This is a genomic window from Actinoplanes sp. NPDC051343, from assembly GCF_044455125.1.
Taxonomy (GTDB): Bacteria; Actinomycetota; Actinomycetes; order Mycobacteriales; family Micromonosporaceae; genus Actinoplanes.
This window is the reverse complement of sequence record NZ_JBITEL010000014.1, coordinates 159,400-174,642: the sequence shown is the minus strand read 5'-3', so window position 1 is coordinate 174,642 and position 15,243 is coordinate 159,400. Positions and strand designations below refer to the sequence as shown.

Annotated in this window: 16 protein-coding genes; 9 read left to right on the top strand and 7 right to left on the bottom strand. The window is 70.2% G+C overall.

The window, feature by feature from the left end; all coding sequences use genetic code 11:
* Nucleotides 1–6 precede the first annotated feature (6 nt).
* Together ACIA5C_RS37825 and ACIA5C_RS37820 are read left to right on the top strand one after the other, a co-directional pair.
* Nucleotides 7–2,220: an FUSC family protein gene (locus ACIA5C_RS37825; protein ID WP_396063848.1), complete on the top strand. Its 2,214-nt coding sequence runs from the start codon at nucleotides 7–9 to the stop codon at nucleotides 2,218–2,220.
* A 76-nt stretch (nucleotides 2,221–2,296) separates the two neighbouring features.
* Nucleotides 2,297–2,587, top strand: a complete 291-nt coding sequence (locus tag ACIA5C_RS37820) for a glycosyl hydrolase family 28-related protein (RefSeq protein WP_396063846.1) — start codon at nucleotides 2,297–2,299, stop codon at nucleotides 2,585–2,587.
* Here the strand turns inward: ACIA5C_RS37820 and ACIA5C_RS37815 are convergent.
* Together ACIA5C_RS37815 and ACIA5C_RS37810 are read right to left on the bottom strand one after the other, a co-directional pair.
* On the bottom strand, nucleotides 2,572–4,524 hold the full coding sequence (locus tag ACIA5C_RS37815; protein ID WP_396063844.1) for a family 43 glycosylhydrolase: 1,953 nt from the start codon (nucleotides 4,522–4,524) through the stop codon (nucleotides 2,572–2,574). The genes ACIA5C_RS37820 and ACIA5C_RS37815 overlap by 16 nt on opposite strands.
* A 166-nt stretch (nucleotides 4,525–4,690) precedes the next feature.
* Nucleotides 4,691–6,022 carry a BNR-4 repeat-containing protein gene (locus ACIA5C_RS37810; protein ID WP_396063842.1) on the bottom strand — a complete coding sequence of 444 codons (1,332 nt, stop codon included), beginning with the start codon at nucleotides 6,020–6,022 and terminating at the stop codon, nucleotides 4,691–4,693.
* A gap of 220 nt (nucleotides 6,023–6,242) precedes the next feature.
* Between ACIA5C_RS37810 and ACIA5C_RS37805 the strand changes: the two genes are divergently transcribed.
* Nucleotides 6,243–6,908, top strand: a complete 666-nt coding sequence (locus ACIA5C_RS37805) for a glycoside hydrolase family 75 protein (protein WP_396063840.1) — start codon at nucleotides 6,243–6,245, stop codon at nucleotides 6,906–6,908.
* A 59-nt stretch (nucleotides 6,909–6,967) separates the two neighbouring features.
* On the opposite strand, the gene ACIA5C_RS37800 is transcribed toward ACIA5C_RS37805, so the two are convergent.
* Genes ACIA5C_RS37800 through ACIA5C_RS37790 form a run of 3 tightly spaced genes read right to left on the bottom strand, consistent with a single transcriptional unit; the run spans nucleotide 6,968 to nucleotide 9,230 of the window.
* Nucleotides 6,968–7,366 carry an ester cyclase gene (locus ACIA5C_RS37800; RefSeq protein WP_396063837.1) on the bottom strand — a complete coding sequence of 133 codons (399 nt, stop codon included), beginning with the start codon at nucleotides 7,364–7,366 and terminating at the stop codon, nucleotides 6,968–6,970.
* Between the two features lie 35 nt (nucleotides 7,367–7,401).
* On the bottom strand, nucleotides 7,402–8,568 hold the full coding sequence (locus ACIA5C_RS37795) for a sensor histidine kinase (RefSeq protein WP_396063835.1): 1,167 nt from the start codon (nucleotides 8,566–8,568) through the stop codon (nucleotides 7,402–7,404).
* The gene (locus ACIA5C_RS37790; protein ID WP_396063833.1) at nucleotides 8,562–9,230 is read right to left on the bottom strand and encodes a response regulator transcription factor; all 669 of its coding nucleotides are present in this window, start codon (nucleotides 9,228–9,230) and stop codon (nucleotides 8,562–8,564) included. The genes ACIA5C_RS37795 and ACIA5C_RS37790 overlap by 7 nt, the downstream gene beginning before the upstream one ends.
* 147 nt (nucleotides 9,231–9,377) lie before the next feature.
* Here ACIA5C_RS37790 and ACIA5C_RS37785 point away from each other — a divergent pair, with 147 nt between their 5' ends.
* From ACIA5C_RS37785 to ACIA5C_RS37765, 5 genes are read left to right on the top strand one after another with little or no spacing between them, the layout of a single operon-like run.
* A complete protein-coding gene (locus tag ACIA5C_RS37785; protein ID WP_396063831.1) occupies nucleotides 9,378–9,851 on the top strand; it encodes a hypothetical protein in 474 nt (157 codons plus the stop codon).
* Nucleotides 9,848–10,912 carry a peptidoglycan-binding protein gene (locus ACIA5C_RS37780; protein ID WP_396063829.1) on the top strand — a complete coding sequence of 355 codons (1,065 nt, stop codon included), beginning with the start codon at nucleotides 9,848–9,850 and terminating at the stop codon, nucleotides 10,910–10,912. Before ACIA5C_RS37785 ends, ACIA5C_RS37780 begins: the two co-directional genes overlap by 4 nt.
* Nucleotides 10,909–11,607 carry an ABC transporter ATP-binding protein gene (locus ACIA5C_RS37775; RefSeq protein ID WP_396063827.1) on the top strand — a complete coding sequence of 233 codons (699 nt, stop codon included), beginning with the start codon at nucleotides 10,909–10,911 and terminating at the stop codon, nucleotides 11,605–11,607. The genes ACIA5C_RS37780 and ACIA5C_RS37775 overlap by 4 nt, the downstream gene beginning before the upstream one ends.
* On the top strand, nucleotides 11,604–12,821 hold the full coding sequence (locus tag ACIA5C_RS37770; RefSeq protein ID WP_396063825.1) for an ABC transporter permease: 1,218 nt from the start codon (nucleotides 11,604–11,606) through the stop codon (nucleotides 12,819–12,821). Before ACIA5C_RS37775 ends, ACIA5C_RS37770 begins: the two co-directional genes overlap by 4 nt.
* 48 nt (nucleotides 12,822–12,869) lie before the next feature.
* Nucleotides 12,870–13,196, top strand: a complete 327-nt coding sequence (locus tag ACIA5C_RS37765; protein WP_396063823.1) for a LysR substrate-binding domain-containing protein — start codon at nucleotides 12,870–12,872, stop codon at nucleotides 13,194–13,196.
* Here the strand turns inward: ACIA5C_RS37765 and ACIA5C_RS37760 are convergent.
* Together ACIA5C_RS37760 and ACIA5C_RS37755 are read right to left on the bottom strand one after the other, a co-directional pair.
* Nucleotides 13,181–14,161, bottom strand: a complete 981-nt coding sequence (locus ACIA5C_RS37760; RefSeq protein WP_396063821.1) for a permease prefix domain 1-containing protein — start codon at nucleotides 14,159–14,161, stop codon at nucleotides 13,181–13,183. The two genes, ACIA5C_RS37765 and ACIA5C_RS37760, sit on opposite strands and share 16 nt — an antisense overlap.
* Nucleotides 14,162–14,164: 3 nt before the next feature.
* Nucleotides 14,165–14,515 (bottom strand): PadR family transcriptional regulator, encoded by a 351-nt coding sequence (locus ACIA5C_RS37755; RefSeq protein WP_396063818.1) that lies wholly within the window; start codon nucleotides 14,513–14,515, stop codon nucleotides 14,165–14,167.
* A 185-nt stretch (nucleotides 14,516–14,700) separates the two neighbouring features.
* On the opposite strand from ACIA5C_RS37755, the gene ACIA5C_RS37750 reads away from it, so the two are divergent.
* On the top strand, nucleotides 14,701–15,240 hold the full coding sequence (locus ACIA5C_RS37750) for an RNA polymerase sigma factor (protein WP_396063816.1): 540 nt from the start codon (nucleotides 14,701–14,703) through the stop codon (nucleotides 15,238–15,240).
* The last annotated feature ends 3 nt before the right edge of the window (nucleotides 15,241–15,243 follow it).

The window sequence follows — 15,243 nt, the reverse complement described above, 5'->3', positions numbered from 1 at the left end:
GAGCTGGTGAATCGGGACTGGGTGGATCGCCTGCGGGCAGCCGATCCCGGCGCCACCCGGCTTCTGATGGCCGGCCAGCTCGCGGTCACGATGGCGGCGGCGATGACCGCCGAGTGGGCGTTCGTCCGGTGGACCGGCGCGTTGCAGATCGACGGTGACGGGCTGCCTCCGGCCGCCGTCGCGGCGCAGCACCACGGGGTCCTGGTGGTCGCGCTGATGCTGGGTGCGGTCGTCGCGATGGTCGCGGTGTTCGCGGCCCCGATGTTCGAGACCGCGCGGCAGCGGGCGTTGAACCTGGCGATGGTCCCGCTGCCGACCGTGGGCGGGCTGGCGCTCGGGTTGGCGCTGGCGCCGTACCGGATCTGGAGTTTCGTCGCGATCGTCGGAGTGCTGACCCTCGGCGCGTACTCCCGCCGGTTCGGCCCGCGCGGGTTCTTCGGTGGCAACTTCGCCTTCCAGGGCACCTTCTTCGGCATCTTCCTGCACGGGCTGATCACCATCTCGGCGATCGGCTGGCTGGCCCTCGAGGTTTGCCTGGCCGCGGCGGTCACGGTCGCCGTACAGCTGGCTTTCCTCTCGTCCCGCGACGACCGCACGCTGGGCCGGCTACGGCGATCCTTCGGCGCCCGCTCGGGCCGGGTCGCCTCGGTGGCGTTGGACCTGCTCGATCTGCCGCCGGGTCACGAACGCGAGCGGGCCCGCCTGGTCCGCCGCCTGCAACGCCGCACGCTGCGGTTCAACGAGTCGGCCCTGATGGTCGACGCCTACCTGGGCCGTCCCGGCGCGCTCATCGGACAGGGCGGTCCGGCGGCCGTACACCAGCGGCTCTTCGATCTTGAACTGGCGGTCACCAACATCGCCCGGTTCGCGATCACGCTGGGCAGCACCGACCTGCCGCCGCAGGTGCACCGGCGGGCCCGCGAGGGTCTGGTCGCGGTCGGCGAACTGAACCCGGCCGCGGCGAAGGCGTCCGGTGAGGCGATGCTGGCGACGCTGACCGACGACGACAGTCAAGGTCTGGCCGATCCCCGCGTACGCATCGTGGCGCACCGTTTCGCCTCGTCGCTCGTCGGTTTCGGGGAGGGTCTGGCCGTGCTCCGCGCGGCCGTCGGCAACGAGCCGTCGGCCGATTTCGAGCCCGCCGCGACGTTGGTGGGCGGCTTCCTCGCGGGCTCGGCCACGGTCAGCGCCACCGCCTCCGCCCGGCTGGCACCCAACGTGCGGGTGGCGGTGCAGATGTGCGTGGCCGCCACGGCCGCGCTGATCCTGGGCGACGCCCTGGACGGCCGCCGCTACTACTGGGCGGTGATCGCCGCCTTCGTGACCTTCATGGGCGTCCACAACGCCGGCGAGCAACTCCGCAAGGGCTCGCTGAGAGTCGTCGGGACGCTGGCCGGGGTACTGATCGGGGCCCTGCTGGCCCACCTCGTCGGCCCGCACGTCGTGGTGGCCCTGGCGGTGATCCTGGTGGCGCTGTTCCTGGGCGTGTGGCTGATGCGCTCCAGTTACGCGTGGTTCGTCGTCGCGATCACCATCGCGGTGTCGCAGTTGTACGTCGAACTGAACGAGTATTCGGACGACCTGTTGCTGTTGCGGCTCGAGGAGACCGCGATCGGCGCGGCGGCCGCCGTGTTGACCGTGCTCCTCGTCGTGCCGCTGCGCACCCACCGAGTCGTCCGGGTGGCGACGCGGGAATATCTGACCGAGCTGGCGTCACTTGCCGGGCTCGCCTCGGAGCGGATGCTCGGCACGACGGACGTCTCCGAGGTGCGGGCGTCCGCCCGCCGGCTGGACGTGGCCTACCAGGCATTGATCGCCGCGCTGGCGGCACGGGGCCTTCCTCTGCTGCCGGCGCCGTCGGAGCGGGCGCAGTTCGCGGCCAGCCTGAGCGCCTCCCGCAACTACGCCCGCAACCTGCTCGCGGACACGGAACCCGGGCCGGAATTCGCTCCGGCCCGGGCCGAGGCGCTCACGCTGGCGACGAAGACGCTGCGAACTTCGATCGAAGAGATCACCGCGATGCTGGACGGCGCGGAGAAGGCGATCTATGTACGGTCGGCGTCGCTGTACGAGACGGTCGCGGTGGCCGTGGCGGGCCCGCTGACCGCACCGGTCCAGTTGGCCCTACGGGACTTCGAGCTGATCGACGGCGCGCTGGCCGTGGTCGCGGATCTGGTCGGCCTGGACGTGGTGGCCCTGGACGAGGCCCGGGCTTCCTGAGGCCGGCGCCGTGGTGCTGCCGCCGCCCGCGTACGCCGAACCGAGCCACCTCTGAACCATCGGCCTGCTGGCCGGCGTGTCGGCGCTCGCGTTCGGTGCCTCGCTCGTCGCGGCGACCAGCGCGTCGGCGGCCGGCACCTTCAACATCCGCGACTACGGGGCCACCGGGAACGGCTTGAGCAACGACAGCGCGGCGATCCAGAAGGCGGTCGACGCGGCCTCGGCGGCGGGCGGCGGCACCGTCCGGGTGCCGTCCGGCACTCACACTGGTGCCGACGGACTGAGGGGCCGCCCGGCACCGCGGGGAGGGCGCCCGGACAGGGGCGCCCTCCCCGCCGTTCCACGCCCGGATCAGGGAGCGACGTAGCAGGATTTGGCCACCGAGTAGAGCGGATCGCCGAAGGCGTCGTTGCCGCATGTCACCGAGCCGTTTACCGATCGGTAGCTGTACGCCCCGTTCAGCCCGTAGGCGACGGTGCGGGTTCCGGACACCGTGCAGTTGCCGTTCTCACCGGCACAGAAGGCATACCCGCTCGGACCGCCTTGCGGGGGCAGGTAGCACGACTTCAACGTGCCGTAGGCCGGGTCCCCGCCGAATGCCACCGTCGTGCACGGCATGACGCCCGCCGCGACGGACTGGTAGACGTACCCGCCAGGGGCGCCGTACGCGATCATGCCGGGCGCCGGCACTGCGCAGACGCCGTGCTCGCCGGCGCACGCGGTCCAGCCCGCTGGCAGGGCGCCGGCCGACAGCACGGATCGCGAACTCACGGTGGTGGCGAAGCGGATCGACCGGTTCGTCTCGACGGTGAACGAGCCGCCGGAGTTGCTGCTGTAGCCCTCGCCGCCACCCGGGTAGGGCGAATTGTCGTTGTGCACCATGCCATAGCAGCCGATGGTGTTGGCCGACTTGACCACGATGCCGTACCGGATGCCCGCGGTCACCGTGACATTCGGGTAGATCGTGACGTCGCGCGGGGACCAGCCGATCGAGGACTGCGGCACGACCGTACGGAAAAGCGGCGAGCCCGCGGGCTGAAGCGAACCGTCCGCCGTGACCACGTCGACCTCGAGGCCCGCGTCCGGATTCCCGCTCTGGAAGGTGGTGTACTTGACCGACGTGAGGGTGCCGGTGCGCCCGGCGACCCAGGTCTGGATCCGGTCGATGTTGCGCCCGACGTCGCACCAGGACTGGAAGCCGGCCACGCCGTCGGCCTGGTCCTGGTCCGGTGCGGGCTGCTGGGCCCCGGCCGAGCCGCCGGCGAGGTCGAGGGCGAAGCTCGGCCGGCAGGTGATTGCCTGGATGGCGCTGCCGCTGAACGACAACGGCGTCCAGAAGTAGTTCGCCAGTGCCTCGTTGGTGGCGCCGTTGTTCCAGAGGTCGCTGGCGTAGAGGTACGTAGTGCCCGCGCTGGTGGGGATCGCCGACACGAAGGCCGGCTGACCACCGCAGGAGTCGGTGGTCAGTTTGGTACCGGCCGACCAGTTCCCCAACGGTGCGGCGGCCGTCTTGTACGACGTGCCGGTGCCGCCGCAATAGCCACAGTTCGGGTCGGAGTAGGTGAGGTAGTAGACGCCGTTGCGCTTGAACATCGCCGGCGCCTCGGTGGCGCTCTGGTGCAACCGGACGAACGCGCCGGTGCCGGTGAGATAGCCGGTGTCGAGTCGTTCGACGACGATGTCGCCGGAACTGCGCCAGTCCGTGTAAGCCAGGTAGGCCGTGCCGTCGTCGTCGACGAACAGGCTGTGGTCGCCGTTGTTCAGGCCACCGGCCGGCGCCGAGTTGTTCACGGCCAGCGTGGGCACGGCCTGCTCGGTGAACGGCCCGATCGGGGAGGTCGCGGTGAACACCCGGTAGCCGACGCTGTTGTCGTAGACGTTGACCCACAGCACGTACCGGGCGGTGGCGGCGTTGTAGACCACATGCGGCCGGAAGCACCCGTAGGTGTTGCCGTTGCACCGCGTCTGCCAGGTGCTCGTGGTCGGGTCGAAAAGGTAACCCCGGTCGGCCCAGTGCACCAGGTCGGGCGAGGAGTAGACCTTGAACCCGCAGAACGGTGTCCCGCCACCCTGCCACTGGTAGCCGCAGTCGTATGCGGTGCCGTAGAGGTAATACGTGCCACCGAATACGGAGATCTCGCCGTCGTGCGCGTCGACCGCGTTCCCGTGTACGTCCAAACGCACGATCTGATTGCCCGCGTTGTCGAAGTTCGTGACGGTGGTGTCGTACGCGGCGTGGGCCACCGTGGGCGCGAAGAGCAGGGCTGCGGCCGCGGTCACGAGAACGGCTAGCCATCGGCGCATGACTCCCCCAGTCCTGAAACGTATCAATAGACCTACGTCGATCAGGTTACCGGCTTTACCGGCATCCGGCCGAAGAACTGCCCGTTCGGGAAGGCCAACGTGCGAGGGTGGTCGTGCCGGCCGACAATGCGGACCGGGTCACGGTTGCGGCGCCCGGCTACCTCGCTCAGCGTCCGGCGTAGCCGGCCACGTAGACGTCCCCGTCGGCCACCGAGACGTCGCGGTCGCTGCTGGCGCCGGTGGCCAGGATGCGGGCCGGATCGCGGTGGTCGGCGATCACCTCGATCCGCTGCACGGCCTTCGGGGTCGCGATGGCCGACTCGAGCCGCCAGTCCGTGCCCCCGCTCAGCCGGTAGGTCGTGATGCCGGGCGTGCCCGCGTTGTCGGTGCCGTAGATCCGCCACGTCTTCGCGTCGAGGCGTTCCATGTCGCGGACCCGCACGCCGGCGGCCACCTCGCGGCTGCGCCAGCCGCCGAGCGGCGACCACATCGAGGCCTCGTCGTGCACCTGGCCGTCCGCGTCCAGCCGCATCCACACCACGAACGGCCACCCACCGAGCGTGCTGCCGACCAGGCTGATGTAGTCGGGTGAGCGCGGATTGACGGTCTGCAGCGGCGTCTCCGCCACCTTGAGGTACGCCTCCTGGTCGGCGTCGTCGATGGAGGTGCCCACATCGTGCCCGTTGGCGGCGTGGAAGTGGAGATCGGACGGGCTGAAGCTGGCGTAGTAGAGGTTGCGGTGATAGCGATCGTGCAGGTGGCCCTCGGGGCCGCCGCCGGCGAGGGTGTAGACGATCGCGATCCGTTCCCGGTGCAGCAGCGTGGCGGGCTCGTAGCGCAACTGCCCGATGTAGATCTCGTTCATGTTGTCGGGGCGGCCGAGCGGTGCGATGGCCCACCGGTCGCCGGTCAGCGACGCCGAGCTCTGCCACGTCAACCCGTTGTCGGTGGACCGGACGTATTTCATCGGCCGCGTGTCGGTCGGGTAGTTGGGGTCGAAGTCGCCGGCCGTCTCCCGGATGAAGACGAACAGCGTGCCGTCGGCCGTGCGTACCGGCATCGGATAGGTCGCGCCCAGCCCCTCGGGGATCTGCACGTCGGTCCAGGCGCCGTCGATCGAGTGCGGCTTCGCCGAGCGGGCCACCCAGAGTTCCTTGTTGTGCAGGCCGCGGAAGACGAGCAGGTGCCCGTCAGCGGCCTGGATCATCGTCGGGTAGTTGTGCGAGTCGCTGTCGCCACCGGCCACCCGTACGGGCGCCGACCAGGTGCGGGTGCGGTGGTCGTAGGCCTGCACGTAGTTGTCCTCGTACTGGCCGCCCCAGGAGATGAAGGTCTTCTGTGCGGCGGCGTCGTAGAGGCCGCCCGCCACGGGCCGCCGGTCGGTGCGCGCCGCGACCGCGCTCGCCGGCGTCATGACGTGCATGGACGGGGCGGCGGGGGTGGCCCCGGTCGCGGCTACGAGCGCGGCGAAGGACGCCGCCACAGCCTGCCTGCGCATAGCAACTCCGATCGGCATGAGGTCTGTCTATGTATATGGACAACGTTCGCAATCGTGGAAGCCACTTCAGAGACAAGCTAGCTTTCGCATGGATGGGCGTCAACACGTCCGACGCACCGCGAAATCGACACAGACTGTTGTCTTGCACACTTCGATCGCGATCGATACGGTCAGCACCACCTAATTGTCAGGCAGGTTGCCTAACGGTCCAGGAGGAGCGATGCACCGTACTTTCAAGACCGGGCTCGTCGGACTTGCCGCGCTGGCGGCGACCTTCGTGGCCACCACCCCGGCGCTGGCGGCGAGCGGCCCGAGCGCCGCCGCCCTGCTCGCCAAGGTGACCAACTGCAGCGTGGTCTCGCATGGGAAGTACGCCACCGACGACGGCGAATCGTCGACGGTCAACATCTGCAAGCAGGGCTCGGCGTTCTTCTGGAAGGCCGACATGGACATCGACTGCGACGGCGTGCGCACTTCGAACTGCAACGAGGACACCGACCCCTGGTACCAGAACCAGACCTCGTTCGAGACGTCGAAAGGTAAGTCGTTCCAGGCCGACAGCACGCACTACTTCGTCATCCCGCTGCCGAGCTCGCGGTTCAGCTACAGCGGCAACGGCATCAAGCCGGGCAGCGTCGCGGCGATCATCTACAACAACAAGGTCGTGTACGCCGTCTTCGCCGACGAAGGCCCCAGCAACATCATCGGTGAGGCCTCGTACGCCACCGCGAAGGCGCTCGGCATCGACTCGAACCCGGAGTCCGGCGGCGTCGACTCGGGCGTGACCTACATCGTCTTCCCGGGCAGCGTGCCGAGCCCCGTCGAATCGAACAGCGCGATCGACAGCAAGGGCATCTCGGCCGCGAACGCCTTCGTCAACAGCTGAGTTGGCCGGCGCCGTACGGAGTTGAAACACGGCGCCGGGGGCAGCCCGGCGCCATGCTCCTACGCGGTGGTCAGGGCGTCGCGAACCACGGGATTGAGATCTCCCCAGCAGCCGATGATCTTGCCGTCGACGATGCGGTAGATGACCAGCTCCTGGATGGTGATCCTTCGGCCGGTGGGTGCGATGCCGTCGAAGATTCCGTTATGCGTCCCGCGACCGATCAGCCGCGCGGCGATCGTATTGTCCTCGACGACCACGTCCTGCAACTCCCAGTGATAGTCGGGGAAGCCGGTGCAGACGGCCTTCACCCTCTCGACGTAGGCGACCCGCCCGTCCACCGACCCGGATCCGGTCACCTGCTCGTCGACGAACCCGCCCAGCTGATCGAAGCGGCGCTCGTTGCAGCTGGCGAGGTACCGCTCGTACCAGGCGACAAGGTCAGCGCGTTCGAGTCCCATAGGGCCGATGATCGCACGCGTACCGGGAACGCGCGTCAGGCATCCACTGCCACCGATCCGGATGCGGCCTGCCGGGTGCTCGTGGGCAGGTACACCTCGACGGCGAGGCCCCCACCGATCAGCGGCCGGGCGGTGGCCCGGCCGCCGACGGAGACCGCGACGGCTCGGACGATCGACAGTCCGAGGCCGGCGCCATCGGTGTGCCCGGCCCGTCCGGCACCTCGGAAGAACGGCTCGAACAGGTGGTTCGCTTCGTCGTCGGCGATGGCCGGTCCGGTGTTGCTGATCGTCAGATGCCCGTGCGGGTCGAGGCGTACGCGCACCTCGCCGCCGGGCACGTTGTAGCGGACGGCGTTGTCTACCAGGTTGTGGACGAGCCGGGCGAGCAGTACCGGGTCACCCGAGACGGTGCACGGCTCGATCTCGTCGAGCAGCAGCCGCGGGCCGTCCGGCGGATGCGCTGCTGCCGCCTCCGCCAGCACCTCCTCGACGACGCCGGCGAACTCCACCGTCTCCTCGCCGTGCCGGCCCTGTTCGCCGCGGGCCAGCGTGAGCAGCCCGTTGAGCAGAGCGATGCACCGGTCGTTGTTGCGCAACAGTTCCTCGCGTACGCGCCGGACCCGGACCGGATCCGTGGTCGCGAGCCCGACCTGTAACGTCGTCCGGGCGACCGCGAGTGGTGTACGAAGCTCGTGGGAGGCGTTGGCGATGAACCTGGCCTGGCTGTTGAAGGCCTCGTCGAGCCGGCCCAGCATGTCGTTGAAGGTTTCGGACAGTTCCTTGATCTCGTCGGCCGGTCCCGGCACGGAGATCCGCTCGTGCAGGTTGGCCAGCGAGATGCGGCGCGCCTGGGCGGTCATCACGTGCACCCGGTTCAGCACTCGTCCGGTCACCCACCAGGCCAGCAGGCCGACCAGGAGCGTCATCACGGCCAGCGCGACGATCCACTGGATCAGGATGGTGCCGATCGCGTCGTTGCGTTGCAGGGCGATCGCATTCATCAACTCCGTGGGCAACGACGTGGCGCCGGGCTGGGTGGGGTGGGCCGGCTCGTCGAGCCGGTACGCCGGTAGCACGCCGACCCTGCGCACCACGACGCGATTCTGCAGGTAGACCATCGTCACCACGAGCGCGCCCACGACGAGGAAGACGGCGGTGTGCAGCAGCGTGAGCCGCGAGCGCAGCGTCAGATGGCTCAGCATTCCCGGCCGGCCATCCGGTAGCCGACCCCGGGCAGGGTGTCGATGACGTCGGGCTCGCCGAGCTTGGCCCGCAGCCGGTGCAGCGTCATGCGTACGGCGTTGGTGAACGGATCCGCGTGCTCGTCCCACGCCGTCCGCAAAAGTTCCTCGGCGCTGATGACGGCGCCGTTCGCCGCCATCAGCACGGCCAGCACGCCGAACTCCTTGTTCGACAGGGCGAGCGGCCGGCCGGCTCGCGACACCTGCCGCTGCGTCGAGTCGAGGACGATGTCGCCCAGGCGGAGCACCGGCGGCACGGCGGGCTGTGACCGGCGGCCGAGCGCGTCGAGCCGGGCGACCAGTTCGTCGAAGTCGAACGGCTTGCCGAGGTAGTCGTCGGCGCCCAGCCGCAACCCGGTGACCCGTTCGCCGACCTCGGCCGACGCGGTCAGCATCAGCACCCGGGCGCGGCCGCCGCGCTCGATCAGCCGCCGGCAGACCTCGTCACCGTGTGTGCCGGGCAGGTCGCGGTCCAGCACGACGAGGTCGTACGAGTCGTCGACGAGCTTGTTCAGCGCGGCGTTGCCGTCATAGGCGACGTCGACCGACATCGCCTGCTCTCGCAGGCCCTCGGCGATGTACCGGGCCAGCGTCCGCTCATCCTCCACCACGAGTACTCGCACGGCCCCGACCGTAGCGCCGTCGCCGTTTCACCGGCATAACAGCGCCCTTTCGGCGCTCGTGAAACGCCGGTGAAACACCGGCCTCCGTACAACTTCCGATCGAGGCCGGCGTCCGCCGGCGGGTGATGGAGCGGTACGGGAGTGGACATGGAGCGATGGATGCGCACGGCGGCGGTCGGACTGGTCCTGGCGGCGAGTTGTGCCTTGGCCGGATGCGGGGGCGGAGGCGGGAAGCCGGCCGGGGCCGCGCCCAGCGCCTCGACGGGGTCCGGTGACACCGTCAAGTGGACGCAGTGCCTGCGCGGGCAGGGCCTGGACGTGCAGGACCCGCCACCGGGCGGCATGGTCACGCTGCCCATGGACAGTCCCGCCCTGAAGAACGCGATGGAAAAATGCAAGCAGTATCAGACCGCCGAGCAGGGCCGGACCGGATACGACCCGGACGATCCCGCCCAGCAGGAACGCCGGCGCAAGTTCGCCAAATGCATGCGGGACAACGGCGTCGACTGGCCCGACCCGGTTCCCGGGCAGAGCGCCACCGCCCCGGCGATGACCCCACAGCTGATGGACGTCTTCAACAAGTGCTCGAAGGCAGTTCCCGCGCCGGGCGGCAGCAAGTGAGGACGCGTACGAAAATCGGGCTGGCGGTCGCCGCAACCGCGACTGCCGGTCTCGGCGCCGGAGCCGTCGTCGTCGCCACCGGCGGCGACCGGCACCCGGCGCCCGCGGCCGAACCGCCACCGACCGTGGCCGTGACCAGAACTGATCTCGTCGAGACGCAGCAGGTCGACGGCATCCTCGGCTATGCCGGGACGGCCACCGTCACGGCCCAGCGGAGCCGGATCGTGACCTGGCTCCCGCAGCCGGGCGACACGATCGTTCGCGGGCAGCACCTGTACGACGGCGACAACCAGCCGGTTCCCCTGTTCTACGGGAAGACGCCGTTCTGGCGCGATCTGCATGACGGCGTCGCCGACGGCCCGGACGTGAAAACCCTGGAGCGCAATCTCCGGGCGCTCGGCTTCGGAGAGGGTCTGACCGTGGACGACACCTACACCGCCGCGACCGCGGCACGGGTGCGGCAGTGGCAGAAGGCGCTCGGCATCCGGCGGACCGGCCAGGTCGCGCTCGGGGACGTCATCGTGCTGCCCGGCCCGGTCCGGGTCGCCGACGTGCCCGCGAAGACCGGGGCGCCGGCCGCCGGTGAAATTCTCACCGCGACCGGTACGCGCAAGCAGGTGGCCGTCGACCTCCCGGTCACGAAGTGGGCGCTGGCGGTCAAGGGCAGCCGGGTGACCGTGGGGCTGCCGGACGGCAGGACCGCCACCGGCCGGATCACCGCGGTGGGCACCGTCGCGACCGCCAAGGACAAACAGGACGGCCAGCAGAACTCGGCCACCATCCCGGTCACGATCGCGCTGGACGACCCGGCCGTGACGGGCGCGCTCGACGGCGCGCCCGTGACCGTCGACTTCCGAGGCACCACGCACAAGGGAGTCCTCGCCGTGCCGGTCGACGCGCTTCTCGCGCTGGCCGAGGGCGGCTTCGGGGTGCAGGTCGTCGCGGACGGCGGCGGCAGCCGGATCGTCGCGGTCCAGCTCGGCGCGTTCGCCAACGGCCGGGTCGAGGTCAGGGGCGACGGGCTCGCCGCGGGCATGAAGGTGACGGTGCCGGCGACATGACCGACACGCCACCGGTCATCGAACTGGATCGGGTCACCAAGTCCTATCCCGGCGGGGTGTTCGCGCTCCGGGATGCCTCGCTGCGGATCTGGCCGCGGGAGCTCACCGCTGTCGTCGGGCCCTCCGGGTCGGGCAAGTCGACCATGCTGCAGCTGATGGGCACCCTGGATCGGCCGACCGACGGAACGGTGCGCATCCTCGGCCACGATGTGGCCTCGCTCGACGACCGCCGGCTCTCGGCCGTACGCGCCGGCTGGATCGGCTTCGTCTTCCAGCAGTTCTATCTCACCTCCCACCTGACGGCGGTGCACAACGTGGCCAACGGGCTTCTGTACCACGGCATCACCCGCAAGGCGCGGTTGCGCGAGGCGGCCACGGCGCTCGACCGGGTCGGGCTCGGGCACCGGCTGGGCCACCGCCCGCACGAGCTCTCCGGTGGGGAGCGGCAGCGGGTCGCGATCGCCCGGGCGCTGGTCGCCCGGCCCGCCATCGTGCTGGCCGACGAGCCGACCGGCGCGCTCGACTCCCGGTCCGGCGAAACCATCATCCAGCTGCTGCACGAGCTGCACGACGATGGCACCACGATCACCGTGATCACCCACGACGAGGGCATCGCCCGCGCGTTCGACCGCCGGGTGGAGATCCTGGACGGCGAGATCCGCTCGGACAGCGGCGCGGGGGTGACGGCAGCGTGAACCGACAGGCCACCACCCTTCCGCCGCTGCCGCGGGCGGCCCGGCTGCGTGCGACCGATCTGATCGGCGTCGGCCTGCTCGGGCTGCGAAGCCGGCCGCTGCGGGCGGCGCTGTCCGCCCTGGGCATCGCGATCGGGATCGCCGCCATGGTCGGCGTGCTCGGCATCGGCGCCGCCAGTCAGGCCGAGCTGGTAAACAAGATCGCCGGCCTCGGCACCAATCTGCTCACGGTCGGGCCGGGGCAGAACCTCTTCGGCCGCAACACTCCGCTGCCCGTGGACGCCGTCGCGATGGTCGAGCGGATCGGGCCGGTACGGTCGGCCAGCGCGACCGGCACGGTCCAAGGGGTCACGGTGCGGCGCACTGACAAGGTCGATCCCCGCCAGTCGCAGGGCATCGAGGTGGACGCCGCCCGCCTGGACCTCCTGCGCACCCTCGACGGCAAGCTCGGCGCGGGAAGCTGGCTCAACCCGGCCACCGAGCGGTACCCGGCCGTGGTGCTGGGTGCGACGGCGGCCCGCCTGCTCGGCGTCGGCCGGCCGGGGCAGCAGGTCTTCATCGCGGGCCAGTGGTTCACCGTGACCGGCGTCCTGCGTCCACTCGAGCTGGCTCCGGAAATCGACACGTCGGCCCTGGTCGGCTGGGATGTGGCCACCGGACGCCTCGGCTTCGACGGTCATCCCACGCGCATCTACACCCGCTCGGCCGACGAATCGGTCACCGCCGTGCGGGCCCTGCTGGCCCGCACGGCCAACCCGCAGGACCCGGACGCCGTCGCGGTGAGCCGCCCCTCGGACGCCCTCACCGCCCAGCTGGCGGCCAAGCACACCTTCGGCCGCCTGCTACTCGGCCTGGGCGCGGTCTCCCTGCTGGTGGGCGGGGTCGGGGTGGCCAACACGATGATCATCTCGGTGCTGGAACGACGCCCGGAGATCGGCCTGCGCCGCGCCCTCGGGGCCCGCCGACGCCAGATCCTGACGCAATTCCTCACCGAGGCGGTGGCGCTGTCCGCCCTCGGCGGCCTCGCCGGAGCAGCGATCGGTCTCGCCGTGGTCAGCATCTACGCCCGCTATCAGGGCTGGCCGCTGGTGATTCCGGCGACCGCCATCGCCGGCGGAGTCGCTGCGTCGGTGACGATCGGCGCCCTCGCCGGCCTGTATCCGGCGATCCGCGCGGGCCGCCTTCCACCGACCGAGGCCCTGACCACGACCTGACCCCGGCCGTCACGCTTCTAGGCTTCGAGCCGGCGGAGCAGGGAGCGATTGTCGGTTCGGACGACGGGCGAGCCGCAGTTCGGGGCGTGGCCGACGCTGCCTGAGCCACGCGTCGCCACCACGGTCCGCTCCTGGTCCACGCGGCTCGGCATGGTCGCCGCCGGCCTGGGCATCACGGTCGTACCGGCGCTGGTCCGCCCGGCCCTGCCGGCCGGCGTACGTCCCGTCCGGGTCCTGGAAAGCGACTGGCCCGGACGCTCCACGCTGTCGATCACCCGCCCGGACCCGACACCGCAGGCCCGGGCGATGATCACCGCTCTGCACGAGGAAGCCGCCGCACTTTCCCGTGGATCAAGCCGTCAGACCAGCGTGTAGAGGTCGTCCAAGGGCTTGGCCGGCACGCCGCGACGAGCGGCCGACGCCCGCCGGATCACGTCGACGATGTCCCAGACGGTGGCCACGGCGACCGTCACGATCATCGATGCCGTGACCCAGTGCCTCACGTCGGCGTGGTCGAGGCCGTGGAACGCCGGGTTGAAGAACCGACCGGCGGCCAGCAGCCAGATCGTCGGGACGGCCCAGAGCAGGGCCGCGACGGCGTTGCCGAGGACCGTCGCGCGGGTCCAGGCGGCCTGGCGGTAGACCACCGTATAGAAGACGCCGCGGAGCAGGAACGCCACGAGCAGCAACGGCCACCACAGGTGCCATCCGGCGGGGTCGAGCAGGGGCTGGTCGGTGAAGGTGAACTGCTGCAGCACCAGCGCCGCCACCAGCACCGCCAGCCAGGACAGCTGGGTGGCGAGCTGGCCCAGAGTCATCGCGTGTGGCTGGTATTTCGGCAGGTCGTCCGGGGTCCACGACCGGTTCGAACGGACGGCGACCCAATCGGCGGTGGGCAGGTCACGCATCCCGGCCCGCTCGATCAGCGCGAAGACCAGCGTGACCCAGAAGACCAGGTTGATGCCGACGCTGAACAGCGTGCCGAACCCCTCACCGACCGCCTTGGAAGGATCCTCGAACAACTGCACGACGACGGTGATCACCACGACGAGCGGTAGCACCGTGGTGAGCAGCAGCTTGAGCAGGATGCGCCATCCCGGGTAGAGCTCGGGACCGATCAGATAATTGCGGCGGCCCGCGTAGTGGTCGGCCAGGCGGCTCGGGTTGCCCAGCTCGCGCAGCGCCGCGTCGACGGCCTCGTCGCGGGTGGCGCCGCCCTCCATTTTGGCCTCGACCGCATCCTCGATCGAGGAACGGAGCTCACGGTCGATTTCGGCCCGCTGCCCTTCCGGTACGCGACGGACGGCGGTGAAAACGTAACGGTCGACAAGACTGGTCATGACTCACTCCCCTTCGGTGGCAGGAACACTGTCGAGATCGGTGATCGCGCGGTCGAGCCGCGCCCATTCAGTTCGGAGAGCGGCGGCCAGTTTGGCGCCGTCCTCGGTGGTCTCGTAGAACTTGCGCGGCCGGGCCTCGTCGGTGTTCCACGAACTGGTCAGCAGCCCCTGCGACTCGAGGCGGCGCAGCAGCGGATAGAGCGTGTTGGCCTCCACCTCGAAGCCGGCCGCGCTGAGCGTCTCGAGCAGCGAATAGCCATAACCCGGGGTGCGCAGGACGGTGAGGCCGGCAACGACGACCGTGCCTCGACGAAGCTCCTGCAGGTGCCCTGCGAGCGTCGCATCCATTGTCATGCCCAACACGATACTGTGCCTCGCACACTATTGCAACGGACACTTCCCGCCTTCTTCAGCGCGGCTCTGAGTAATTGCCGGCCCATCCTGTGAACCGTTCGCCCGGCCCGGTACGACGAACAGGGCATGGATGGGAGCCGCATCGCCGGGCACCTCGTCGAGCTACGGGAACCGGGAGGTCACGCATGCTGACGCGACCGCCGGACCCTCGGGACGACTCCCAGCTTCTCGCGGCGATCATGGACGGCGACCGGGAGGCGTTCGCCGAGCTGTACCGGCGGCATCTGCCGTGGCTGTTGGTACGCCTGGGGCGGCGGTGCTCGTCGCCCGAGCTCGTCGACGAGGTCGTGCAGGACACGTTCGTGGCGGTCTGGCGGTCGGCCGGGCGGTGGGACCGCCGGGGTGAGGTGGCCGCGTGGATCTGGGGAATCGGCATCCGCCGGCTGGTCGACGCGCTGCGGCGGAGCCGGCCGCCGGCCGATGAGCTGATGGAGTTCGCCGGCGTCGAGACGTCGGCCGAGGAGCACGTGCTGCTTGCCGTCCAGTACGGCGACGTGGGTGCGGCCCTGGCCGCCCTGTCCCCCGAGCTGCGGGCCGTCGTACAGGCGACGGTCCTGGACGGGCTGACCACGCGGGAGGCCGCCCGGCTGCTGGGCATCCCGCCGGGCACGGTCAAGACACGGATGATGCGCGCCCGCGCCCTGTTGCGGGAGCGGCTGGCATGACGG